The following is a 24,512-nucleotide window of genomic DNA, read 5'->3' on the forward strand; positions in this document are numbered from 1 at the left end:
CGTCCTGGTGCGGTCGATGATGCAGGCCGTCGGGGCGGCCGTGCTCACCGTCGTCGTGCCCACCTTTGCCGTGATGATGGTCTTTGCCAGCCGCTCCCCCCAAGACCGACTGAGCAATCGATTCGGAGGATGGGCACTCGCCGGGGGCATGCTCGTCGCCTACCTCCTGCTTGGCGGCCTCGCGCTGCTGCTGGCGGCGCTGGTCGCCCGGCGGCAGGCTGCCAAACTCGGCCAACCGCTCACCGAATTGGCCGTCATGGCCGAGCAACTCGGTGACACCGCGGGCAGCCTCAGCCCGCTGTCGAGCGGGATCCGCGAGATCGACAAGATCAGCCAGGTGCTGGCCGGCAGCTCTAACGACATGACCCGGGCGCTGGTCGCCGAGCGAGAGTTCGCCGCAAACGCCAGTCACCAACTGCGCACGCCGTTGGCCGCCCTGCTGTTGCGGCTGGAGGAGATCGCCACCACCGACGATCCGCACGTGGTCCGCGAGGAAGCCCAGATCGCGATCGCCCAAGTGGAGCGGCTAAGCGGCGTCGTCGACGACCTTCTCGGCCAGTCCCGCTCGGGACCGCAAATCCGCGAGGCGGTCTCGCTCGACTCGGTCATCGCCGCCTTGCAACAGGAGTGGCAGCCCGCCTTCGCCAACGCTCGCCGGAGCATGCGCGTGCACGGCCAGCGCGGGCTGACCGTCCAGATTCGCCGGGCTGCCCTATCCCAGATCCTCTCCACACTCGTCGAGAACTCGCTTGCTCACGGCCGGGGCACGGTCTCGGTCGCGGCCCGCCGCAGCGGGCCGTCCGTCATCGTCGAGATCACCGACCAAGGACCGGGGATCCCCGCTGACCTCGCCCCCCGGATCTTCGAGCGCAGAGTCTCCTCGACCGGCAGCGGGCTCGGGTTGGCGCTGGCCCGCGACTTGGCCGAGCAGAACTACGGCCGACTGGAGTTGGTCGGCGCCGAGCCAGCGGTGTTTGCGCTGTTCTTGTCCGAGGCCGGCTCGAGCTCCTTGGCGAACACAAACTTGCGGTAGGCCCAGAACCGGAACAGGGTGCCGAGGCCGATGCCGATGACGTTGGCGATGTTGTCCGCCAACAATGACTCCTGGCGCAGGCCATAGTGCGAGACGACGATCGCGCCGGCGCCGATGACCAGGGCCACGAGATTGGTGACCACGAACAGGGAGAACTCGTGGTGCGCGGCCCGGTTGCGCCGGTGGCGAAAGGTCCACTGCCGGTTGCCCAGCCAGGAAAACACCGTCGCCACGCTGGCCGAGACGACCTTGGCGGTGGTCGGCTTGTCCGCCAACACCGTATGCCGCAACAGGTTCATCGTGCCCACGTCGATGACGAAGGCGACCGCCCCGATGATCCCGAACTTGAGGATCTCGCGCCACAGCATCGACAGCGTGCCACGCAGCCAGTCGCTGAGGCGGTCGGTCGCGGCGGGCACCGACCAACCCTAAACGCTCGCCCTCGATGCTGCCGGTATCCTCGCGGGCGTGGACTCGCCCGACTCGCCGACACCGCTGCGGGCGCCCGGCGGCTTCCCCGTCGTCGGGATCATCGGCGGGGGACAGCTGGCCCGGATGTGCGCCGGGCCCGCGGCCGAATTGGGAGTCACGCTCGCCGTCCTGGCCGAGAGCCCGGATGCCGCGGCCGCCCAAGTCGTGCGGAGCGCGCCGGTGGGTGATCACGCCGACATCGCCGCGGTTCTCGACTTCGCTGCGGGCTGCGATGTCGTCACCTTCGACCACGAACACGTGCCGAGCGAGGTTCTCGCCGCGCTCGTCGCCGCCGGCGCGGCCCTGCAGCCGACGCCGGCCGCGCTCGTTTTTGCCCAGGACAAGGTCGCGATGCGCACCCGGCTGACGCAACTCGGCATACCGTGCCCGAGGTGGGTTGCCGCCACGGAGATGGACGAGGCGCTCGCCTTTGGCGAGCTGGTCGGCTGGCCACTGATGGCCAAGGCCCCCCGCGGCGGCTATGACGGCAAGGGTGTCGAGATCGCCTTCGGCCCGGAGGAACTCACGCCGTGGCTCGAGCGAGGGCTGGTCCTGCTCGAGGAGCTCGTCGACTTCCGACGGGAGCTGGCCGTGCTGCTCGCGCACTCGCCGTCGGGGCAGGCCGCGGCCTGGCCGGTCGTCGAGACCGTGCAGACCGACGGGATCTGCACCCAGGTCATCGCCCCCGCGCCCGGTATCGACCCGGATCTGGCAGCCCGGGCGACCGAGGCGGGTCTGCGGATCGCCGGCGAACTCGGGGTCACCGGCGTGCTGGCCGTGGAGATGTTCGACCTCGACGGGGAGCGGTTCGTCGTCAACGAGCTGGCGATGCGCCCGCACAACAGCGGCCACTGGTCGATGGACGGCGCGATCACCGGTCAGTTCGAGCAACATCTGCGCGCGGTGCTCGACCTGCCGCTCGGCTCACCGCTCCCTCGAGCGCCGGTCACGGTGATGGCCAACATCCTCGGCGGGGACGAGCCGGAGCTGTATTCCGCATACCGACATGTCCTGGCGCGCGACCCAGAGCTGAAGGTGCACCTCTATGGCAAGCAGGTGCGGCCCGGGCGCAAGATCGGGCACGTCAACGTGTCTGGCACCGACCTCGCCGACCTGATCGAGCGGGCCCAACATGCCGCCGACTACATCCAGGGAGTGATTCGCGAATGACCGAGCCGGTGGTCGGCATCGTCATGGGCAGCGACAGCGATTGGCCGGTCCTGGAGCAGGCCGCAATCGCCTTGCAGGAGTTCGATATTCCGTATGAAGCGGACGTCGTCTCCGCCCACCGGATGCCCGAGGACATGATCGGCTACGGCCGCGACGCCGCGAGTCGAGGGCTGCGGGTCATCATCGCCGGCGCCGGGGGAGCGGCACACCTGCCGGGGATGCTCGCTGCGGTGACCACACTGCCGGTCATCGGTGTCCCGGTGCCGTTGCGGTATCTGGACGGGATGGACTCGCTGCTCTCGATCGTGCAGATGCCCGCGGGGGTGCCGGTGGCAACGGTCTCGATCGGTGGGGCACGCAACGCCGGCTTGCTCGCGGCTCGCATCCTCGCTAGCAGCGGCGACGCCGAGGCCAGCCGGCTGCGCGCGGCGATGGAGCGCTTCCAGCAGGACCTGCGCGAATCGGCATCCGCCAAGGGGGCGGCGCTTCGCGAGCGAGCGGCCCGCTCAGCTGATTAGCTCCCGGAGATTCCGGCGGTCAGGACTCCGCACGGGGAGCGGGCTCGGAGCTGGCCGAGGAAGGAGCGGAGCCGCCGCGCGGACCCGTCGCCGACATCACCGCCTCGATCTCTGCGCGGATCTGGCCCGACAGCCCGCCCCACGACGGCTCGTAGCCATAGATTTCGCGCAGCGGGGTGCCGTGTCGATTGCCGTCGAGGATCTCGACGTCGTCGGCGTCGAGCAGCGCCGGGTGCCAGACACCGCATGCCTCGGAGACCTTGAGCAGGTCCCTTCTTAGGGTGCGGATGTAGTTGGCCAGGCGCACGGACTTCAGGGTCGGGTCGAGGCCGTGGGCTAGCCAGGTGTTCTGGGTGGCGACGCCGGTCGGGCAGTGGTCGGTGTGGCACTTCTGGGACTGGATGCAGCCGATCGCCATCATTGCCTCGCGGGCGATATTGACCATGTCGGCACCGAGCGCGAAGGCGACCAGGGCGTTGTCCGGCAGGCCGAGCTTGCCCGAGCCGATGAAGACGACGTCGGTCCTGGATGCCGGCGCCGCGCGAAGAGCGCGTAGACCCGGGCGAACCCGACCCGGAAGGGCAGCGAGACGCGCGTCGCTGAAGACGAGCGGAGCGGCGCCGGTGCCGCCCTCGCCGCCGTCGATGGTGATGAAATCGACTCCGCGAGAACCGGATCGCATCTGCCTCGACGAGGTTCTCCCAGAACAGCAGGTCGCCGACTGCCGACTTGATCCCGACCGGCTTCCCGGTCGCCTGGGCGATCTTCTCGACGAAGTCGAGCATGCGAGTCGACGTCGTGGAACTCGGCATGCCGCGACGGGACTCGCGCAGTCCGTGCCCATCGGTATGCCGCGGATCGCCGCGATCTCCTCGGTGATCTTGGCGGCCGGCAGCATCCCGCCGAGGCCCGGTTTGGCGCCCTGGCTGAGCTTGATCTCGATCGCCCGGACCGGCGCGGACTCGACCACCTTGCGCAGCTTGTCGAGGTCGAAGCGTCCCTCGTCGTCGCGGCAGCCGAAGTAGGCGGTGCCGATCTGCAGGATGAGGTCGCCGCCGTGGCGGTGGTGCGGCGAGAGGCCGCCCTCGCCGGTGTTGTGCTGGCAACCGGCGCAGTTTTGCCCCGGCGTTGAGCGCGGCGATCGCATTGCGCCGACAACGACCCGAAGCTCATCGCCGCTGATGTTGACGACCGAGTCCGGGCGGAAGGCATCGCGCCGCCCGCGTGGCCCACCGAGCACCTTGGGGCAAGGGAGCCAGACGTGCTCGCCGGCGTGAACGCCGGTGGGCGGCACCGCATCCGAGAAGGTGTGCTGCTTAAAGACGACGTATTCCGCGTCTTCGACGGCATTGTCGGTCCCGAAGCCGACGTAGTTGTTCTTCAGCTTGGAGCTGGCATAGATCCAGGTCCGCTGGTCACGGCTGAACGGCCGCTCCTCGTCATTGCTCGTGACGATGTACTGCCGCAGCTCCGGCCCAATCGTCTCCAGCGCGAACCGGGCGTGCGCGATGACCGGGAAGTTGCGCATCAGGCTGTGCCGCTTCTGCAACAAATCGTGGGCGGCAACCCCGCCGAGGGCGGCGACAGCGGTGGACAGCACAACCTTGGGCCTCATGGCTCCAGTGTGCCGCCGCCACGGTGTGGGTGGAGGTGGTCGCGCCGGTGGAACCGGTCACCCGGGAGGTAGGGTCGGTGCGCCATGACCGCTGCCCCGCCGGTGCCTCGCACCGAGAGCGACCCCCCGCGTCGGGGCCGCACCCTGCGGTGGGTGGCCCTCGGCATCCTGCTCGTCGCGGCGGTGACCGCGACACTCGCCGTCGCCGTGGCCAAGCGCAACGCCGCCAACACTCCCGAGGCGCTCGTGCGGGTGTATGCCGCGCATCTCTCCGCGGGCCGCGCCGCGGCAGCCGGTGAGCTGGCCCCGCCGACCGCGGCCGACGGGGCCACGCTGGTCCCGGGCCTGCTGTCGGACGACGTCCTCACCGCAGCTCAGGAGCGGTTGTCGGTCCGAAAGATCACTGCCATCGCGAGCGACCAGGTCTCGGTCGGACAGAGCGCCGAGGTGGCCGTGACCTACCGGGTCGGCAATAGCGAGAGCCAGGCTGTGCTGCGCGTGTCCCGGCTGCCGAATACCTGGGGAGTCTTGCGGCACTGGCGAATTGTCGACACCCTGGCGCTCCGGTTGTCATCCGCACCGATTTGCCCGGCCTGCCGGCGCAGATCGGGGCGACGCCGGTCCCGGTGTCGCCCCTGGCCCCCGGCTCCGCGGATCGGCGCGTGCTGCTCTATCCCGGCAGGTATCACATCGAGGGCGCGCCGAGCCCGTGGCTCACCGCCTCGGTCGACCTCCCGGTCACCCACGACCACGTCACGCAGCGCCTCCCCAGCCCGGCACTCTTGCACCGTTCGACCAGCGCGCTGCTGGACCGGGCACGGAGCGAAGCCAACCGCCTGATCACGCGGTGCGCAGCCGCCGGCCGAGCAATGGATCAGCAGCGCTGCCCGTCGGCGATGGTCTGGAGACGGGATCACGGCAAGCTCACCGTGACGTCACTGCCGGACATCGCTGGCCTCGGCGCCTATCTCGGCACCGCACGCCAGACCGGACGCACGCTGCAGTTCAACTCGATGTGGCAACCGGGCGAGTTCACCTATTCGGGGACACCGTCGGTCCCACCGGGGCATAGGCGGTTCAATGTCTCGGGTGGCGTCGAGCTGACCGAGGACGGCAACGGCGCGCGCATAGAACTGTGGGGAGAACCCTACCCGCCGTAACTAACTGCCGGGGCGCAGCCGGGGGTATTCGATGCGTGGGCAGGTGTCCATGACCACCCCGATGCCGGCCTCGGCGGGCGCGGGCCGCTGCGGCGGCATCCATGACGCCCTGCTGCATCCAGATCGCGTCGATGTCCAGCCGCTCCTTGTTGGCGATCGCCTCGTCGACGATCTTGCCGACGAGGCCCGAATTGACGAAGCACTCGACGACCTTCAGGTCGGTGCCATCGGGGATGTCGGACAGCCGCGCGTAGCCCTGCTGCCCGTGGACCGTCTCGGCCTTGGGGTGGATGGGGATAATGCCCTTGCCGTGCTCGAAGAGCAGCCAGCGCGAGACATGCCAGGCGTCGCGGCTCGCATTCGTGCTCAGGCCCACCACGGCCCAGATGCCCGGGTCGATCAGGAGGGAGCGGACGAGTTCGGGGTCGTTTTGGTGCACCATTGCCACGCTGCCATTCTGGCACTGCTGACCAGCCGGACGCGGCAAACCGGCGCGGGTCGACTCTCAATCGGAGTGGAAGAGGTCTCGGGTATAGACCCGCTCGGCGACGTCGGCCAACTCGGGGGTATGCCGGTTGGCGACGATGACATCGCACCGGCGCTTGAACTCGGCCAGGTCGCGCACCACCTCCGAGCCATAGAACGACTCGTCGGCCAGCTCCGGCTCGTAGACGATGACCGGGATGCCCTTGGCCTTGATCCGCTTCATGATCCCCTGGACGCTGGAGGAGCGGAAGTTGTCGCTGCCGGCCTTCATGATCAGCCGGTAGACCCCGACGACCCGGGGCCGCTTGGCGACGATATCGGCGGCGACAAAGTCCTTGCGGGTGGTGTTGGCGTCAACGATCGCGCTGATCAGCGTCTGCGGGACGTTCTGGTAGTTGGCGAGCAGTTGCTTGGTGTCCTTGGGCAGGCAGTAGCCGCCGTAGCCGAAGCTCGGGTTGTTGTAGTGCATCCCAATGCGCGGGTCGAGGCCGACCCCCTCGATGATTTGGCGGGTGTCGAGTCCGTGCGTGGAAGCGAAGGTGTCCAATTCGTTGAAATAGGCGACCCGCATCGCCAGATAGGTGTTGGCGAACAACTTGATCGCCTCCGCCTCGGTCGAGCCGGTCAGCAGCACCGGCGTGTCGGGTTCCTCGCACGCCTCGAGCAGCAGTTGGGCGAAGCGGCGGCCTCGCTCGCTGTCCTCACCGACGATGATCCGCGACGGGTGCAGGTTGTCGTGCAGCGCCCGGCCCTCGCGCAGGAACTCCGGCGAGAAGATGACCTGCTCGGTGCCGAGGCGCCGGCGCACGTTCACGGTGAAGCCGACCGGGATCGTCGACTTGATCACCATGACCGCCTCGGGGTTGACCCGGGTGACGTCCTTGATCACCGACTCCACCGACTCGGTGTCGAAGTAGTTGGTCACTTCGTCGTAATTCGTCGGGGTGGCGATAATGACAAACTCCGCTGCGGCATACGCCTCATCGGGGTCGAGAGTGAAGCGGATGTCGAGCGCATCCTCGGCGAGGAAGCGCTCGATATCCGGGTCGCTGATCGGGCTCTTCCCTGCCTGTAGCAACGCGATTTTGCGCTCGTCGATGTCGTGGGCGACCACTCGGTTGCGCCGGGCGAGCAGCACCGCCAGGGACAGGCCGACGTAGGAGGCGCCGACGACGGCGATGGACGTGGGAGCGCTGGTGGACACGGCCGGTCAGTTTAGTACGAGGCATAGCGAGGCAAATTTCTTGTGCAGCATGCGGTTTCCTTTCGTTGACAGGCGCGCGGACGATGTCAGCGCTGCCACACCTTCCAGGAGGACGTGCCTTCACCCGTGACGGATGCCCGGGGGTCGTCCAGGTCGATCACGCCGAGCCGGCCGGTTGCCGCCGACGAGATCGAGGCGGCGGTCTCGGTGGCCGTCCGGGCGTAATAGCCACGGTCGCGGAAGGGATCTCCCACCGGACGGACGCCGACGTCGAGCGCAGCCGACGAACCGGCCGACGTCGATGTCGTCCACACCTGAGTGGGCAGGCGGCCGGCGATGTCGATGCCGTGGAGACCCACTCGGGCTGGCGTCAGCTCGCCCCGGTTGCCGCCGCGTTCGACCCGCAACAGGGTGCAGGACGAGGACGACGTGGCGAAGGCCGGCGGCCGGGCGCCGGCGGTGCACTGCCAGTCGTTCCATTCGGTCAGCGTTTGCGCGACCAGCGCAGGCCCGGGTGGGACCGTTGTGTAGTCCACCGAGGAGTAGATCCAGCCCGTGTGCGCATTGCCCGGACGGCCGGGGATCGCGCCCGTGCGCAACCACCGGATGCCGCCGTCGCGGTTGTCGGCGACCAGACGCCAGGCTCGCTCGGAGGACCGCGTGGGCGCCGAGCGCCCGGTTCCGTCGTCCCAGCGATAGACCTTCGCGTGCCGCAGGATGGCGCCGGTGAGCTTGGCATTCGGGGCGTCGGTCCGGAAGCGGCCGATCCGGCCAATGGCCGTGGCACGCATCGTGCGCCATTACTCCGTGACGCCATACTCCCCGCCGACCGAGTAGTGGATCCCGCCGGAGGGGGCGGATCGAGAGGCGCACCTCCCCGCCATCGCCGTCCGGGTCGGTGCGCACGTCGCTGCCGAGCAGGCCGACGGCGATGGCCTCCCGGCCCGGCGGCGCATTCGTCCGATGCGACTCCCCGCCCACCTTGCGGCAGGACAATGTATCGGTCGTGACGCTCGGACAGGCGCAGTCGGCGATGCCCCAGTCGAGGTAGTAGTCGCCAGTATCAAGACTGGCCGAGACGAGGTGGCGGTTGCCCGAGCGGTCCGGCGTGGTCCCGGTCACCGTCCAGGCCAGGCGGAAGTCGGTGGCCACGGATAGCGGGTGTCAGGGACCCAGCCGACGGACACGCCGGGCTGGGTGGCCGACGGGGCGTTGGCGGCTGCTGGGGCCGCAGCCGATGCGGTCGCGCCGGAGGCGACTGCTGCTGCCAGGAGGAGGGTGGCGGGTGCAAAAGCACGGTGTGACATGGACTTTCCTTCGCGGTGTGACATGGTGTTCCCCTTCCTGCCTGCCTTGTGGCCGTTAATGACTCCAAAGTTGGGAGGAGGTGGTGGCCTCGCCGGTGACGGTGGTGCGCGGATCGTCCAGGTCGATCACACCGAGCCGTCCGGTGGCCGTGGAGCCGATGGACGCGGCATACACCAGCTTCCAGCCGCGCTCCTGGGCGACGATGTAGCGACTGTGATCCCCCGCAGGTTGACTGCCGAAACTCAGTGCGGCGGAAGAGGGCCTGGGTGATGCCGCGGACCATACGGTCGTCGCAGTCCGGCCGGAGATGGTGAACCCGCCGGAGCCGACGTGGGTCGAGGTCAGGTCTCCAGGGGGTGTTGCCTGCTCCACGCGGAGCAACGTGCATACCGAGGAGCGACGCGCGAAGGCCGGCGGGGTGGTGCCCCGCGGGCACTGCCAATCTGCCCATTCGACGGAGGCGTCGACCGACAAAGAGGCGGGAGGGCCGGCAGTGCGCGAGGTCTCGGCGTGGACCCACCCCACTGTGGGCGTTGCCGGGCCGTCCGGCCAGCTTGCCCATCCGCACCCAGCAGGCGCCGCCGGACCGGTCGTCGTAGTCGTTGGTCCAGCCTCGCTTGGCGGCCCGAGCGGACTGGCCGGTGGTGGCGGACCCGCCCGCCCAGCGGTAGGCCTTGTGGTGCTCGAGATCGGCGAAGGTGAGGGTGGTGTTCGGTGCGTCGAGGGGGAGGTCGCCGATCCGCCCCGACACGGTGGCCTTCAGCGTGCGCGAGCGCTCCACAACCGTCCAGGTGCTGCCCACGGAATAGTGAATTCCGCCGGCCGGCCGGATGCTCAGCCGGATATCCTCGCCGTCGGCCGCGGCGTCGGTGCGCACGTTCATGCCGACCAGACCAACCGGGACGACCTGCTTGCCGGGTTCGACGAAGAGCGTCTTGGCCTCGCCACCCACGTAGGTGCACCGGGTCAACGCAGTCACTCCGGCGGCACAGGAATAGTCGCCGAGAGTAACGCCCAACTGGGTTTGGTCCGGCTCGAGATAGGCGTGGACGGAATGCCGGTTTCCCCGCCGTCCGGCATGGCTCCCGTGACCGTCCAGACCAGTTCGACGTTCGTCGCCTCTGGCTGCTCATGGTCGACGACCCAGCCAATGGGCAGGCCCCGTTGGGCTGTGGTGTCCTCGGCGGCTGGCTGGCCCGCAGCAGGCAGGGCAGCGAACGAGCCGCCGCCAGCGAGGCTAGCGGTTGCCGTGAGGAGAACGAGGGGGGCAAAGCGACGGGGCGACATTATGGTTCCTTCCCAGGGGAGCTAATGTCTCCTTTTCGACGGTAAGCTCCGGGCAGAAGGCACGACAATGGGGTGATCACCCCATTGACCCCACCGGGACGTCAGCGAAAATCCCAGGCTGCGCGGTAGGTTTCGGGTATGAGGTTCGGCATCTTTGTCCCGCAGGGCTGGCGCATGGACTTGGTCGGGATCGACCCCGCACAGCATTGGGGCGTGATGGCTGGACTCGCCCGCCGCGCCGACGCCAACCCGGAGTGGGAGTCGATCTGGGTCTATGACCACTTCCACACCGTGCCCGTGCCCAGCCAGGAGGCGACCCACGAGGCGTGGACCCTGATGGCCGCCTTCGCCGGCGTCACTGGGCGCGTGCGCCTGGGGCAGATGTGCACCTGCATCAGCTACCGCCACCCCGCTTACCTCGCCAAGGCCGCGGCGACGGTCGACATCGTCTCCGAGGGACGCCTCGAGATGGGCATCGGTGCCGGCTGGTATGAACACGAGTGGCGCGCCTACGGCTACGGCTTCCCCCGGGCGGGCGAGCGGCTGGCCCGGCTGCGCGAGGGCGTCGACATCTTCCGGCAGCTGTGGACCACCGGCTCGGCGACCCTGGCCGGGAAGCACTACCAGGTCGACGGCGCGTTGTGCTATCCGCAGCCGCTGCAGGGCACGTCGCTGCCGGGGTCACGAGCCAACGGCATACCGATGTGGGTCGCCGGCGGCGGCGAGAAGGTGACCTTGCGGATCGCTGCGGAGTATGCCGACTACACGAATTTCGACGGCACGCCAGACACATTCGAGGAGAAGTCGCGGATCCTGCGCGGCCACTGCGATGACGTCGGGCGCGACTTCGACTCGATCGTGCGAACCGCGGACTACAACATCTTCATCGGCCGCGACGAGCGCGAGGTCGAGGAGCGGTTCCGCTGGTTCGAGAACCACCTGCGCCAGGCGGGTGTGCCGGAGCGCAAGATCGAGGGCCAGCTACGGATGGCCCGGACCGGCCCCGCCGTCGGGACACCGGAGCAGATCCTCGAAAGCCTGACCGCCCTGGAGGGCCTTGGGATGGCGTACGCGATCACCTACTTCGCCGAAGCGGCATACGACCTGTCGGGTGTGGAGCTTTTTGAGCGAGAGGTCATCCCGGTGCTCCTCGACCCGGCCCCCAAGGAGGAGGAGCATCACCGCTGGCACCTGCCCGGCTTCAACTGATGGGCCGTCGGATCAGGGGGTGCGCACCCAAATCTTGGTGTCGCTGTAGATGGACCCGCGGAAGTTGAGGCCGTCGGCCGCCAGATCGAGGTCGCCGAACCGGCCGGCGGCTATAGACGAGGGGTAGATGTAATCGGTTGCCCTCACCCCCACTTCGAGAAGCCGGTGAGTCTTCTCGGCAGTGCCGGTCGCTCGTAGCCGAAGATCGACCGCCGCCGTGGACGTCCAGGATCCGGTTTTGTCCAGAATGGCGGTTGACAGCCTGCCTTTGGTGGTGAACCACTTCCACCCTCTGTTCGTGACCGGCAGTCGGCGCTCGATGCCATCGTCGGTCCGCAACAGGGTGCACCCGCTGTCGCGTCGGGCGAAGGCTGGAGGAGCGACACCGTCCGGGCAGTACCAGTCGTTCCACTCGCCCTGCACAAGCGCCGTCGGCGACGTCTCATCGTTGTCCAACGCTGCTGTCACGAAGCCGGTGTGGACGTTCCCGGGGCGACCGGGAAGACCCCCCTGCCGCCGCCAGGTGAAACCGTTGTCCGCGCTGCCCCCGGGGGCGCGGGTCCAGCCTCGCTCGGTCGGGGGGGCCGTCCGCTCCTGCTCGGTCTGGGGGGCGGTCCGCTCCCGCTCGGTCGGGGGGGCCGTCCGCTCCGGCTCGGAACCCGACGTCCAGATGAAGGTGTTCCGGTCGTCTGCCCATCCGCCGGATGCGACGACAGCGCCCCCATTGACGTCGAAACCCGCAATGGCGCCCGTCATCCTCACGTCCTGGGTGTCCCACATCTCCGTGAGTTCCTGGCCCCGGCCGAATGACCGGACCGAATACGTGAGCGGGGAATCCGGGCGCAGGGACAGTTCGACATGGAACGGGTCGTATCCGCCATGCGACAAGTCGGCGGAGATGTTGACACCCAGCACACCGACCTTTTGATACCCCGGCTCGGGCGAGTCCAGGAAGTCGCCCCAGTGCCCCTCGAGAAGTTCGCAGGCCCTGACATCCCACGTGCCGCCCGGGCAGTCGTAGTGCGTGATGGACGCGGTCAGAACTTCCATCTCCTGGTACACGAAGGCGGAGAAGCGATGGTAGTTTCCCGGCGCCCCGGGCAGCCGACCGGTCAGATCCTGGCTGGCGGCCACGCGCAAACTTGGGTCGTCGTACGGGTCGGGCGCCCAGCCCTGGGTCAGGCCACGCGGGCCGTCGGCCTGGGCGGCGCTGCCGCCGACGCCGACGGCGGTGGTTGCGAGAAGCAGGACGGTGAGTAGTCGTTTCATTGGTCTCCTTCCCGAGAACGTCGGGTACTCGCGACGCTATCTCTGCATCGGCGGTTGGGGAATGGGGTGAGCGACCCATCGAGGGCGCGGATCGGAGTGGTTGGTGTGATCCGGGACGCTGCGCCGCGGCATGGCTCGCGCGTAGTGTTCATAGCGTGAACCCCGACTTCGACAGCTACCGCCTCTCCGACGACCACCGGGCGATCCGCGAGGCGGTGCGCGACCTGGCTCGGGACAAGATCGCCCCGTATGCCGCGGAAGTCGACGAGCAGGCCCGCTATCCCCAGGAAGCGCACGACGCGCTGCTCGCCAGTGAGTTCTTCGCGCCGCATGTCGCGGAGGAGTACGGCGGCGTCGGTGCCGATGCGCTGGCCACGTGCATCGTGATCGAGGAGGTGGCCCGCGCCGACGTCTCGGCATCGCTCATCCCGGCCGTCAACAAGCTCGGCTCGATGCCGCTGATCCTGGCCGGCAGCGACGACCTCAAGCAGCGCTACCTTCCTCCACTGGCTCAGGGCACCATGTTCGCCTACGGGCTCTCCGAGCGGGAGGCGGGCAGCGACACGGCCGGGATGACCTGTCAGGCCCGCGACAACGGTGACGGGACATTCACGCTCAACGGCGTCAAGGCGTGGATCACCAACGCCGGCGTAGCCGGCCTCTATACCGTGATGGCGGTGACCGACCCCGATGGGCGGCGTGGCGCCAACGTCTCGGCGTTCGTCATCGAGGACGGCGACGAGGGGTTCTCGGTTGGTGAGAAGGAGCGCAAGCTCGGCATCAAGGGCAGCCCCACGCGGGAACTGCTTTTCGACAACTGCACGATTCCGGAGGACCGGATGGTCGGGACTCGCGGCGAAGGCCTGAAGATCGCCCTGCGGACCCTCGACCACACCCGGATCACGATCGGCGCCCAGGCCGTCGGCGTCGCCCAGGGGGCGCTGGACCATGCGCTGGCTTATGTCAAGGAGCGCAAGCAGTTCGGCAAGGCGCTCGCGGAGTTCCAGGGGCTGCAGTTCATGCTCGCGGACATGGCGATGGAACTCGAGGCCGCTCGGCAGCTGGTCTATGTCGCCGCGGCGAAATCCGAGCGCCAGGAACGCGATCTGGCGTTCTATGGCGCCGCAGCCAAGTGCTTCGCGTCCGACGTTGCGATGAAGGTGACCACCGACGCCGTGCAGTTGCTCGGCGGCGCCGGCTATGTCCGCGACTTCCCCCTGGAGCGGATGATGCGCGACGCCAAGATCACCCAGATCTACGAAGGCACCAACCAGATCCAGCGGATCGTGATGGCGCGCTCGTTGCTTTCTCGCTGACGCGTGGCCGATGACCGGGACGTATGACGTTCAGGCTGCCGTCGGGGCGCTGGCTCGGTCCGCCCGCGGCCGAGTGGGCTCGGATGCCACCGCGCGGGCGCTGTATGCCGTGGACGCGTCGAACTATCGCGTCGTCCCGGATGCGGTGGTCGTGCCCCTCGACGAGGAGGACCTGGTCGTTGCGCTCGGTGTCGCCCGCGAGCATGGGGCGCCGGTGGCGCTGCGTGGCGGCGGCACCTCGATGGCGGGAAACTGCTTGGGCGGCATCGTTATCGACGTCTCGCGTCACCTCAACAAGATCCTCGACCTCGACCCGGCCGCGGGGCTGGCCGTCGTCCAGCCCGGCGTGGTGCTGACCGACCTGCTGGCCGCTGCCCGCCCGCACCGGCTGGCCTTCGGCGCCGACCCGTCGTCGGCGAGCCGGGCCACCCTCGGGGGGATGATCGCCAACAACGCCTGCGGTGGGCACTCGGTGGCCTGGGGCACGACGAGCGTCAATGTCCGGGCGCTCGACGTGGTGCTCGCGGACGGGCGCCGGGCGGAGTTCGCCGTGCCCGGCTTCGGTCCGGTTGCCTCAGGTCCGGGGACGGCCGATCTCGTGACCCGGCTCTCGGGGCTGGGTGAGGCGAATCGACTTCTTGTTCAACGCCGGTTCGGTCAGTTCAGTCGCCAGATCTCCGGGTATGCCGCGCAGCACCTGATCGCCGACGGCGGCCCGGACATCGCCCGGCTGTTGTGCGGCAGCGAGGGAACGCTCGCAACGACCCTGCAGGCGACGGTCAACCTCGTCCGGGTACCGGAGGCGGTGGCGCTGCTGGTTCTCGGCTTTCCCGATGCGATCGCCGCGGCGGACAGCGTGCCGATCGTGCTGCCGCATGGTCCGCTCACGATGGAGTCGGTCGATGCGCGCCTGCTCGAGCTGCTTCCGGATGACCTGCGGCGGTCGGCGCACGCGGCAGGCTTGCCCGAGGGCGGGATGTGGCTGCTTGTCGAAGTCGGCGCCGACTCGTCGGAATCGGCTGCAGCACAGGCGGGCTGGATCGCCGAGGCGGTGCGGGACGGCATACCGGGGAGCACGGCAACAGTCGTTTCCGACAGGGCGGCGCAGGGGGTGCTGTGGCGCTGCCGCCGGGACGCGGCCGGGCTGGTCACCCGCCGACCGGACGGCGCCGAGGCCTGGGGTGGCTGGGAGGATGCGGCCGTGCCGCCGGCGCGGCTGGGTGAGTATCTGCGCCGCCTCGAAGAGTTGCTCGGCCGGTTCGGATTCTCGGGCCTGACCTATGGGCACTTCGGCGAGGGCTGCATGCACATCCGGATCGACTTCGATCTGCTCACTGCTGCAGGGGTGGCGCGCTATCGCGAATTTGTCGAGGCGGCAACGGATCTCGTCGTATCGCTCGGTGGGTCGATTTCGGGGGAACACGGCGACGGGCGGGCCCGCTCGGCGCTGCTCACCCGGATGTATGGCGCGGACGGCGTCGCGCTGCTCGGCCAGGTCAAGCGGGCGTTCGACCCGGACGGGCTGCTCAATCCCGGTGTGATCGTCGACCCGCCACCGCTTGATGCTGGCTTGCGGCACCTCGGCGCCGCACGTAGCCGGTCGGTCACCACGATCTTCGACTATCCCGACGACGACGGCAATTTCGCTGCGGCAGCGCGGCGTTGCGTCGGGGTCGGCAAGTGCCGGCAGTCCTCCGGCGGGGTGATGTGTCCGAGCTATCAGGCCACCGACGAGGAGGTGCACTCGACCCGTGGCCGGGCACATCTGCTCTGGGAGATGCTCGAGGGCGAGGTCGTTACCGGCGGCTGGCGGTCGCCCGAGGTCGCCGACGCGCTCGAATTATGCCTGTCCTGCAAGGGATGTCTGAGCGACTGCCCGGTCGGCGTCGACATGGCGACCTACAAGGCCGAGTTCACTCACCACCACTACGCCGGCCGGCCGTGGGCCCGGCCACGCTCGCACTGGTCGATGGGGTGGCTGCCGGTCACGGCACGGGCGGCGCCGGTGGTCAACCGGCTCGTCGCCTCCCCGGCGCGGCCGGTGGTTGCCCGGCTCGGCGGGATCGCGCCGGAGCGCCAGTTCCCCGCCTTCGCTCGCGAGTCGTTCGAGGCGTGGTTTGGTCGCCGGCCGCGCCGGGAATCGGGAACCCCCGTGCTGCTCTGGCCGGACACGTTCACCAACTTCCTTGCGCCCCAGGTCGGTCGGGCTGCTGTGGTGGTGCTGGAGGACGCTGGCTTTGAGGTGCGCCTCCCCACCTCGGCCGTATGCTGCGGACTCACCTGGATCTCCACCGGCCAGCTCACGACCGCTCGCCGCGTGTTGCGCACCTCGCTGCGCCGGATCGCGCCGGCGCTGGAAGCCGGGGCGCCGGTCATCGGACTGGAGCCGAGTTGCACGGCCGCGCTGCGCCACGACGCGCCGCGGCTGCTGCCCGGCGACCCGCTCGCGCAGCGGGCGGCGACCCAGGTGCACACGCTGGCCGAGGCGCTCGCGGCATCCGCACCGCAGTGGCGGCCACCGCAGGTCGGGGGAGGAGCGCTGGTGCAGACCCACTGTCACCAGCACGCGGTGCTGGGCTTCGACCCCGACCGCGCGCTGCTCGCCGCGGCCGGTGTGGACGCCGACATCCCCGACTCCGGGTGTTGCGGCCTGGCCGGCAACTTCGGTTTCGAGGCCGGGCACTACGCGATCTCGCAGCGCATCGGCGAGCGGGTGCTGCTGCCCGCGGTGCGAGCCGCCTCGCCAGCTACGGCCATCGTCGCCGACGGGTTCAGCTGCCGCACCCAGATCGCCCAGGGAAGCGGCCGGGTGGCCGTTCATGTGGCCGAGCTGCTGGCCGCCGCGATCGAGTAGGGCACGCCACATCGCTGCCGCTGACGCCGGAGCACCAACCGCGAGGAGTCAAGCTCATGATGCGTGAACGGACCGTCGTCCTGGAGATCGACCTCCAACGCTGGATCGTGAGTTGCCGTTGGCGCCACTGTCGGGCCAGGAGTGTGTCAGCGCTGTAGCGCGGCTGCGAAGGGCGGCGCGCGTGCGTGGTTGGGATGTTGTTCCCGTGCGCTACCTCCGTCTTGACAGGAGCGACGGTGGGCCGGAGGGCGAGGCAGCATTCGCTGAGGGCCTGGAACCGGATACGCACGACCTGGTGGTTACCAAGTACGGCCTCAGCGCCTTCGCGGGCACCGGGCTGTCTGGGCAACTCCCGGTTGGATCGCACCTCGTGGTCGCGGGCGTGGCCACCGAAGCGGGAGTCATGGCCTCGGTCCTTGATGCGCTGACCGACCACTCGGTGAGTGTGGTCGTGGACGCCGTCACGCGCGGCTCGGAAGCAGGGCACAGCGAGGCTTTACAGCGCATGGAAGCCGCGGGCGCCTCCATGATCCGGTTGCGGGAGATCCTGGGCGAATCGAGCGCGTAGCGGGCCGTTGTGTCGACGCGGCGAAGCGGCCGGGCGCGCCAACGAAGGGCCACGGAAACCCTCCGCAGTAACCCTGCGCAGTGACCTCGGTGGGATGCACCTGGCGCGCCCGCCGCAGGCAGACGGCCAGGGCGAAGTGCGGTCAGGGGAGGGTGACCGGCTGGTCATCGCGCAACTGCTGGAAGAGCAGCTGCGCCTTGGCCGAGTCCCAAGTGACCGCGGTGCCCGCGGGGGTCGGGACGGCGGCATCGGCGACGGGCACGGTCACCGAGGCGCCCGCGCCGCCGGAGACCGCCCGCAGGCCGAGGAAGGCGCCGGCGGTCTCGCGCATCGAGTCGTCCTCGCCGACCGCGACCGACGAGCCGGCGGCCGTGCCGACCGAGTGCAGCTTCCACGGCAACAGCGCCGTCGAGGGGGTGGCGATCTTGCCCATCAGGGCGCCGAGGAACTCCCGCTGCCGCTTGACTCGGCCGAGGTCGCCCTCGGGGTCGGAATAGCGCGCGCGGACATAGCCGAGGGCGTTCTTGCCGTCGAGGGTCTGGCAGCCGGCCGGCAGGTCGATGTGCGCCTTCTCGTCCTGCATCGGCGCCTTGAGGCACATCCGCACCCCGCCGACGGCGTCGACGAGCCCGGCGAACCCGCCGAAACCGATCTCGACATAGCCGTCCATCCGCAGCCCGGTCGCCTTTTCGACCGTCGCGCTGAGCAGCGGCGGGCCGCCAAGGGCGAACGCGGCGTTGATCTTGTTCATCCCATACCCGGGGATCTCGACATAGGAGTCACGCGGGATCGACAGCAGCGTCGGGTCCCCATCGCCGGTATGCAGCACCATGATCGAGTCGGTCCGCGCTCCTTCGGTCGAGCCGGTGCCGAGCTTCTTGCGCTCCTCGGGGGTCAGGCCGGACCGGGCGTCGGAGCCGACCATGAGCGTGTTGCGGCCGGCGGTGTCGCCGATGTGACCTCCCGGCGGCTCGGTCGCCACCCGGCCCACGGAAGCCCAGCTCGATCGGACCGCCCACGTCTCCGCCCCGAGCCACGCCAGGCCGAGCAGGACCAAACACACGATGACCGTCCGCAGCCGGTGCCGCCGGCTACCCGCGCGTTCGGGGCGCGGGGGGAGAGGCGGGGGAGCGGTGGGAGGGACAGCGCCGGGCGGCACGCCACTCGGCGCAGCCGAGCCTGCCGGCAGGGCGACCGACGGCTCCGGACGGGCAGTGGGCGTGCGGACGGGCAGCGGCCGGGCCGCGGTCGAGGCGGCCTCCCGACCGGACGCGAGCGGAGCCGTCGCTGCGGTGGCGGCATACGGGCTCGCGCCGGTCGATGCAGGAGCATCGGGTAGGACGGCGGTGGCCTCCTCGCCGAGCCAATCCGACTGCGCCGACGCTGGCCGGGAGCGCATCGGGCGGGTGGGTGCGGCCCGGCCCCGTCCGGTGGACGTGCCGCGGTGCGGGGGAGGGGGACCGGTGCGCTTGCCCTGGGGGATGGCCTGGACGTCGTCGGGACGTTCGGGCCGGCCGGGGGTGCGGTCGGTCATTCCGACAGGGTAGACGGCCCACCTGCATCCACGCTGGGAACGGCGCGCCGGGCCGGTGCGTGCCGGTTACCGATCCGGCCATACCGGATACTTGCGCACGTGCCCGTGCCCGACACCCAGATCCCGCCCTGGCCGTCGGTGTCGGTCGTCGTCCCGGTGCTCAACGAGGAAGCCCACCTGGCCGACGCGGTCGCGATGATCACCGGGCAGGACTACCCCGGCGAGGTGGAGATCGTGCTGGCGATCGGCCCGAGCCGCGACCGCACCGACGAGGTCGCCGCGCGCCTTGCTCAAGCCGACCCCCGCATCCGGGTTGTGCCCAACCCCACCGGCCGGACCCCTGCCGCCCTCAACGCCGCGATCGCCAACTCCCACGGCGAGATCGTCGCCCGGGTCGACGGTCACGCCGAGATCCCGCCCGACTACCTCACGATCGCGGTGCGCACCCTGCTGGAGCAGGACGCCGACAACGTCGGGGGGGTGATGTATGCCGCCGGCCGCACCCCCTTCGAGCGGGCCGTCGCCACCGCGATGCGCAGCCCGATCGGCGTCGGCAACGCCTCCTTCCACGTCGGCGGCGCGGCGGGCGAGGCCGACACCGTCTATCTCGGAGTCTTCCGGCGGGCCGCGCTGGAGCGGGTCGGCGGGTTCGATGAGCACTTCGAGCGCGCCCAGGACTGGGAGATGAACCTGCGGGTGCGCCGCACCGGCGGCCGGATCTGGTTCACTCCCGATCTGGTCGTCACCTATCGTCCGCGCGGCACGCCGCGGGCGCTGGCCCGGCAATACTTCCAATACGGCACCTGGCGGCACGTCATCGCCCGCCACCACACCGGCTCGATCAACCTGCGCTATCTCGCCCCGCCGGCCATGGTGCTCGGCACGACAGCGGCCACCCTGCTCGGCCTGGCCTGGCGCCCGGCCCTGGCCATCCCCGCAGGGTATGCCGCGGCTGTCACCCTCGGTGGCCTGGCCATCGGCCGTGGCGATCCGCCCGCCGCCCGGGCGCTGACCCCCATCGCCCTGGCGATCATGCACTGGTCGTGGGGGATCGGCTACCTGAGCAGCCCCCGCCGCCTGGCCACCGGCCGGCGGGACGCACCCGGCACGCCGCAGTCCGTCGCCGGAAGCGGAAAAAAACCCAGTCTGATCGGGCGTGGTGGGTTGCGCCCTACCGGATTTCATGGCGCAATGGCCCACGGCCGGTGACGACGATGCCCGGCCGGGCCCGCGGCATACGAAATCCGGCCGGGGGCTGTCCGTGCCGGAAGGAATCCCGTGACCACACTCCGCACCTCCCTGATTGCCTCCGTCTCGGCGGTGGCGGTGAGCGTGACGCTCGCCGCACCCGCCCTCGCCGCGGTGCCCGCGCCCCCCAAGCCCCCGATCCCGATGCCCTCGACCGTCGATGTCCCGATGAGCTATCAGGGCCAGTCGCGGTGCGACCCGACGACCAAGCCGGGCGCGGCCGCCCTCGCCGAGCTGCTCTCCCGGCACTACTCGCGCCCCAGCTATGGCACCGTGCGCGCGTGCCTGTCCGACGTCAGCGAGCACTACGACGGCCGGGCCGTCGACTGGATGCTCGACGTCAACGACCCCGCCGACAAGGCGATCGCGGACGCGGTCACCAAGTGGCTGACCGAGCGGGACTCCCGCGGCAACTACGGCTCGTGGGCGCGCCGGTTCGGGCTGATGTACGTCATCTGGAACCGCAAGGTGTGGAAGTCCTACCGGGACATCGGCACCTGGCAGCCCTACACCGGCAGCCACCCGCACACCGACCACATTCACTTCAGCTTCGCCTGGGACGGCGCATGCAAGCGGACCTCGTGGTGGACCGGCCGCGCGGTGACGTCGATCAACACCAACGGCTGCAGCACGCCACAGGTCACCGTCGCCACCGAGTTCACACCGGTCAAGGACATCGTGCTGCGGCTCGGCTCGACCGGCTCCGCCGTCCGCTTGGCGCAGAGCAACCTGCCCGGTGTCGCGGTCGACGGCGAGTACGGTCCGCTCACCCAGTCCGCGGTCCGCTCCTTCCAGAGCCGGTATGGCCTGACGGTCACCGGCAACGTCGGCCGGGCGGTGTGGAACAAGATGGAGCAGCTGCAATACCCGCTGATCAAGTTCCGCAAGACGGTCATCCTCAAGAAGGGTGACACCGGCAATGCGGTCAAGAAGGCCCAGTGGGCGCTGCGGATGCCCAAGACCGGTGTCTTCGACGACCGGATGTTCCAGCGCGTGCGGCAGGTCGAGAACAAGTACGGCCTGAAGCCCAATGGCGTGATCGGCCCGCTGACCTGGGCGGCGCTCGATGAGGAGTTGCGCGCCCGGATGCGGATGACCGAGGCGAGCGCGGAGCTGGAGCGGGTCGTCGAGGGCGCGCTCGCCGATCAGCGCTCCTGACTCACTCGTGACTCACGCCTGCCGGGTGACGCCCTCGGCGGCCAGCCGGGCCGCGAGGGCACCTGGCTCCGGCGCGTCGCCGGGGGTGATCGAGAGCACGATCGAGCCGTCCGCGGCATACGTGCTCAGCGCCAGGCGCAAGAACCCGGCGGTGTCGCTGGTCGTGGTGTGCACCCGGGCTCCCGGCTGCTCGTCGTCCGGGACGACATTTTCGTATGCCGCCGCCTCGCCCCCCGCGCTCAGCGCGGGCGCGTCGTCGTCGGCGCGGTCCCAGGGGTTGGCCTGGTCGGGGTAGCCGGCCAGCTCCTTGGCCTCGTCGAAAGCGGTGTCGGGCAGCGGGTGGGCGCTGCGCCGCGCGAGGGCGGGCAGCGTCACGATGATCGCCGCGCCGTGCCCGGCGGCGTGGGTCGGGTCGGCGGTGACCAGGACGTCCGCGCCCGGATCGGTCGTCACCTCGGCGCCGACCGCCCAGGTGGCCAGCGCCCAATAGAGCGTGCGCCAGTGCGGCGCGAGGTCGAGGGCAACGCGGGTGCCGGGGCCGGCGTCGAACTCCTCCTGCAGCAGGTTGGCCGCCTTGGCGACCCAGTTGGCCAGAACCTTGGCGGACAGCTCGATCCGCTCGCCGGTGGTGTCGTCATAGCAGGTGATCCGCGGCCGGGCCGGATCGCTGCGCAGCAGGCGGGGCAGGAGGTCGTCGGGGCGCACGAGGCCAGCCTACGGAGAGGCGCCCACAGCGGCGGGTAGCGTGACCGCCGTGAGCGAGCCAGCGGCATACGAGCGCGGGCGGGGGGTGGAGGCGTGGGTCCAGCGGGGGGTGATCGGCGCCGGGCTGGTTTTGCTGGCCACCTCGCTGCTGGCGGCCTTTCTAGGGGGGTTGGGCTGGTGGCGGCCGTGGCTCGTGTTGCCGCTGCTGGTGGTTGCCGCGGGGTGGATCGGAGCTGTCGTGGCGCGGCTGCCGGCGGTGCGCCTGGGAGTCGGGCCGGCCTTCGCGTTGCTCGGGGTGGCGGTGGCGAGCGGGTGGTGGCTGTCCGCGACGCACAGCTCGCAGATCCTGCCTCGGCGCGATGCGGGCAGCAACCTGCAGGCGGCGATTGCGCTCGCCGACACCGGCCACCGGATCCTCGCGGTCCCGTCGGCGAGCATCGGCGGCCCCGGGGTGCTCGACATCGACGGGATCACGCTGGCCAGCCCGGCGTTTTTCGAGACCGGCAGCGCGGCGGCGCCGAGCATCCAGCCGCAGTTCGTGATCGGCCCGGCGGCGGTGTATTCGCTCGGTCGCTGGCTGGGCGGGGTGGGCACGACGCTGATCCAGCCGGCCTGGCTGAGCGCGGCCGGGATTCTCGCGGTGGGGCTGCTGGCGGCCGTGGTGATCGGGCGGTGGTGGGGGCCGGTCGCCGCGGTTGCGGTCGCGCTGCAGTTCCCGATCGTGCATACCGGCCGGGCGACCTATAGCGAGCCGTTGGCTCTTTTGACGCTCGGCGCGGGGCTGCTCGCGTGGGTGGTGGCGGCCCGGTTCGAGCATCGGCGCGCGGCGGTGGTGGCGGGGCTGTTGGTCGGCGGGACGTGCCTGGTGCGGATCGACGGCCTGCGCGAAGCGATCCTGCTCATCCCGGTCGCCGTGCTCGGGTTGGTGCAGGGGCGCGCGTGGCCGCGACCGCTGTTGGCGGGGACGGCGGTGGGCACGGGCGTGTCGCTGCTGGCCGCGGTTGCGTTGTCGAACCAGTATCTCGGCGGGATCGCCGCCAGCCTGGTGCCGCTGCTCGCGCTCGGGGTCGTGTTTGTGCTGGCCGCGTGTGTTTTGGTGCTGCTTGCCCGCCGCGGATTCGGTATGCCGCGCGCTCTGGCTCGCATCCTGGCTCCGCTGCTCGCCGGCGGGGTTGTGGTTGTTGGGCTGCTGCTCGCGGCGCGCCCGTTGATGATGACGGTGCGGCAGGACCCGAACGACCCCGGGTCGCGGGTGGTCGCCGGCCTGCAGGCCCGGCAGGGGTTGCGGGTCGACGGCGGCCGGACGTATGCCGAGCAGACCGTCACCTGGCTGGCCTGGTGGGTCGGGCCGCTCGCGCTGGCCGTGGCGCTGGTGGCGCTCGCGGTGCTCGTGCACCGGCTCGCTCGCGCGTGGACGGCCGGCGCGGCATTGCCCGCCTGGGCCGGACCGCTGGTCGTCGGCGCCGGGTCGACCGTCCTCACCCTGTATCGCCCGGGCATCACCCCCGATCACCCGTGGGCCGAGCGGCGGCTGGTCATCGCGCTGCCGTTCGTCGCGTTGCTCGTGGTGGCCGCGGCGGCGTGGTTGTGGCGGCCCGGCCTGGCAGCGGCCACAGGGAGCCGAACTACCCTGGCACGGGCCGTCGCCGGCTTGGTCGTGCTCGTCTTGGTGGCTCCGACCGCGGCGGCGACCTGGCCGCACCGCGCCGAACGCGTGGAGGCCGGCACGATGAGCGCGGTCGCGAGCGTCTGCCGTGCACTGCGGCCGGGAGATGTCGCGCTCGCGGTCGACTCCCGCGCGGCCAACGAGTGGCCGCAGGTCATCCGCGGCATGTGCAAGCGGCCGGCCCTGTCCACCACGAGCGCGCTGCGGCTGGACCCGATTCAAAGGCGCGCCGCCGCGGACCGGATCGCCGCCGGCCTGCCCCCCGGTGGTCGACTCGTGCTGCTCGCTGCCGACTCACCCGACGCGATCACCGTCATGGGCGCCATCCCCGACCTGGTCGCCGACATCGACGTTCGCGAGGACGACCGGCTCCTAGAGCGCCGCCCCGACGGCCTGGTAAACCTGCCGATCCGGGTCTGGCTCGGGTCCGCTGTCCCAGCCCGGTCCGGCAGGACCGCCAGCGCCCCGCCGACCGCTAGCCCAAAGGCAATGGCCTTGTCACGTACCGTCGCCAGCGGCTCGCGGATGCGCACGCCCGGAGTCAGGCGCACCAACTCGGCTCGGCGCCACTGCCGCATACTCATCCCCTTCGCGCGCGCTTGAGCCAGGGAGAAGGCTCGGCCGGGATCGAAGGCGAGGGATGGCGTCGCGCGCCCGGCCGGACGACATCGCGAGGAGCCGATCGACACGCAGCCCGTCCTCTTGGTCGTGGGTGGCCGGTTCGTGGGTGGCT

20 protein-coding genes are annotated in these 24,512 nt (G+C 70.2%); 11 read left to right on the forward strand and 9 right to left on the reverse strand.

The features are described 5' to 3' along the window. Positions 1-16 precede the first annotated feature (16 nt). The gene (locus V9G19_RS16130) at positions 17-1,033 is read left to right on the forward strand and encodes a sensor histidine kinase (RefSeq protein ID WP_462286459.1); all 1,017 of its coding nucleotides are present in this window, start codon (positions 17-19) and stop codon (positions 1,031-1,033) included. Here the strand turns inward: V9G19_RS16130 and V9G19_RS16135 are convergent. Next, a complete protein-coding gene (locus V9G19_RS16135; protein WP_462286460.1) occupies positions 934-1,452 on the reverse strand; it encodes a GtrA family protein in 519 nt (172 codons plus the stop codon). The genes V9G19_RS16130 and V9G19_RS16135 overlap by 100 nt on opposite strands. A 136-nt stretch (positions 1,453-1,588) precedes the next feature. Here V9G19_RS16135 and V9G19_RS16140 point away from each other — a divergent pair, with 136 nt between their 5' ends. Continuing rightward, complete coding sequence (locus tag V9G19_RS16140; RefSeq protein WP_462286907.1) at positions 1,589-2,674, forward strand: 5-(carboxyamino)imidazole ribonucleotide synthase; 1,086 nt, start codon at positions 1,589-1,591, stop codon at positions 2,672-2,674. After that, on the forward strand, positions 2,671-3,192 hold the full coding sequence (purE, locus tag V9G19_RS16145; protein WP_462286461.1) for a 5-(carboxyamino)imidazole ribonucleotide mutase: 522 nt from the start codon (positions 2,671-2,673) through the stop codon (positions 3,190-3,192). Before V9G19_RS16140 ends, purE begins: the two co-directional genes overlap by 4 nt. A gap of 19 nt (positions 3,193-3,211) precedes the next feature. Here purE and V9G19_RS16150 read toward each other — a convergent pair whose 3' ends face one another. After that, a complete protein-coding gene (locus V9G19_RS16150) occupies positions 3,212-4,807 on the reverse strand; it encodes a glutamate synthase-related protein (protein WP_462286462.1) in 1,596 nt (531 codons plus the stop codon). A gap of 626 nt (positions 4,808-5,433) precedes the next feature. Here V9G19_RS16150 and V9G19_RS16155 point away from each other — a divergent pair. Beyond that, entirely contained in the window at positions 5,434-5,967 is a 534-nt protein-coding gene (locus tag V9G19_RS16155; RefSeq protein WP_462286463.1) for a hypothetical protein, read from the forward strand. On the opposite strand, the gene V9G19_RS16160 is transcribed toward V9G19_RS16155, so the two are convergent. The 4 genes from V9G19_RS16160 to V9G19_RS16175 all read right to left on the reverse strand — a co-directional run bounded on the left by V9G19_RS16160 (position 5,885) and on the right by V9G19_RS16175 (position 9,337). Next, entirely contained in the window at positions 5,885-6,409 is a 525-nt protein-coding gene (locus V9G19_RS16160) for a CoA-binding protein (protein ID WP_462286908.1), read from the reverse strand. The genes V9G19_RS16155 and V9G19_RS16160 overlap by 83 nt on opposite strands. A 63-nt stretch (positions 6,410-6,472) precedes the next feature. Continuing rightward, positions 6,473-7,657, reverse strand: a complete 1,185-nt coding sequence (locus V9G19_RS16165) for a nucleotide sugar dehydrogenase (protein ID WP_462286464.1) — start codon at positions 7,655-7,657, stop codon at positions 6,473-6,475. 86 nt (positions 7,658-7,743) lie between these two features. Then, positions 7,744-8,448 carry a hypothetical protein gene (locus V9G19_RS16170; protein ID WP_462286465.1) on the reverse strand — a complete coding sequence of 235 codons (705 nt, stop codon included), beginning with the start codon at positions 8,446-8,448 and terminating at the stop codon, positions 7,744-7,746. Between the two features lie 571 nt (positions 8,449-9,019). Continuing rightward, on the reverse strand, positions 9,020-9,337 hold the full coding sequence (locus V9G19_RS16175) for a hypothetical protein (protein WP_462286466.1): 318 nt from the start codon (positions 9,335-9,337) through the stop codon (positions 9,020-9,022). Between the two features lie 1,053 nt (positions 9,338-10,390). On the opposite strand from V9G19_RS16175, the gene V9G19_RS16180 reads away from it, so the two are divergent. Then, positions 10,391-11,461 carry an LLM class F420-dependent oxidoreductase gene (locus V9G19_RS16180; RefSeq protein ID WP_462286467.1) on the forward strand — a complete coding sequence of 357 codons (1,071 nt, stop codon included), beginning with the start codon at positions 10,391-10,393 and terminating at the stop codon, positions 11,459-11,461. A gap of 12 nt (positions 11,462-11,473) precedes the next feature. On the opposite strand, the gene V9G19_RS16185 is transcribed toward V9G19_RS16180, so the two are convergent. Beyond that, positions 11,474-12,730 carry a hypothetical protein gene (locus V9G19_RS16185; RefSeq protein WP_462286468.1) on the reverse strand — a complete coding sequence of 419 codons (1,257 nt, stop codon included), beginning with the start codon at positions 12,728-12,730 and terminating at the stop codon, positions 11,474-11,476. A 155-nt stretch (positions 12,731-12,885) separates the two neighbouring features. Between V9G19_RS16185 and V9G19_RS16190 the strand changes: the two genes are divergently transcribed. From V9G19_RS16190 to V9G19_RS16200, 3 genes are all read left to right on the forward strand, one after another. Further along, positions 12,886-14,046 carry an acyl-CoA dehydrogenase family protein gene (locus V9G19_RS16190; RefSeq protein ID WP_462286469.1) on the forward strand — a complete coding sequence of 387 codons (1,161 nt, stop codon included), beginning with the start codon at positions 12,886-12,888 and terminating at the stop codon, positions 14,044-14,046. 10 nt (positions 14,047-14,056) lie between these two features. Next, positions 14,057-16,900 (forward strand): FAD-binding and (Fe-S)-binding domain-containing protein, encoded by a 2,844-nt coding sequence (locus V9G19_RS16195; RefSeq protein ID WP_462286470.1) that lies wholly within the window; start codon positions 14,057-14,059, stop codon positions 16,898-16,900. A gap of 118 nt (positions 16,901-17,018) precedes the next feature. Further along, complete coding sequence (locus tag V9G19_RS16200; RefSeq protein ID WP_462286471.1) at positions 17,019-17,468, forward strand: cysteine hydrolase family protein; 450 nt, start codon at positions 17,019-17,021, stop codon at positions 17,466-17,468. A 142-nt stretch (positions 17,469-17,610) separates the two neighbouring features. Here the strand turns inward: V9G19_RS16200 and V9G19_RS16205 are convergent, their stop codons facing one another. Further along, the gene (locus tag V9G19_RS16205; protein ID WP_462286472.1) at positions 17,611-19,002 is read right to left on the reverse strand and encodes an LCP family protein; all 1,392 of its coding nucleotides are present in this window, start codon (positions 19,000-19,002) and stop codon (positions 17,611-17,613) included. A 99-nt stretch (positions 19,003-19,101) separates the two neighbouring features. Here V9G19_RS16205 and V9G19_RS16210 point away from each other — a divergent pair, with 99 nt between their 5' ends. Beyond that, complete coding sequence (locus tag V9G19_RS16210; protein WP_462286473.1) at positions 19,102-20,211, forward strand: glycosyltransferase family 2 protein; 1,110 nt, start codon at positions 19,102-19,104, stop codon at positions 20,209-20,211. Positions 20,212-20,280: 69 nt separating this feature from the next. Beyond that, positions 20,281-21,408 (forward strand): peptidoglycan-binding domain-containing protein, encoded by a 1,128-nt coding sequence (locus V9G19_RS16215; RefSeq protein ID WP_462286474.1) that lies wholly within the window; start codon positions 20,281-20,283, stop codon positions 21,406-21,408. Between the two features lie 12 nt (positions 21,409-21,420). Here V9G19_RS16215 and V9G19_RS16220 read toward each other — a convergent pair whose 3' ends face one another. Then, the gene (locus tag V9G19_RS16220) at positions 21,421-22,113 is read right to left on the reverse strand and encodes a TIGR03089 family protein (protein ID WP_462286475.1); all 693 of its coding nucleotides are present in this window, start codon (positions 22,111-22,113) and stop codon (positions 21,421-21,423) included. 49 nt (positions 22,114-22,162) lie between these two features. On the opposite strand from V9G19_RS16220, the gene V9G19_RS16225 reads away from it, so the two are divergent. Continuing rightward, on the forward strand, positions 22,163-24,382 hold the full coding sequence (locus tag V9G19_RS16225; protein WP_462286476.1) for a hypothetical protein: 2,220 nt from the start codon (positions 22,163-22,165) through the stop codon (positions 24,380-24,382). Positions 24,383-24,512 lie beyond the last annotated feature (130 nt).

The sequence above is a fragment of the Nostocoides sp. genome (assembly GCF_037045025.1).
Taxonomy (GTDB): domain Bacteria; phylum Actinomycetota; class Actinomycetes; order Actinomycetales; family Dermatophilaceae; genus Nostocoides_A.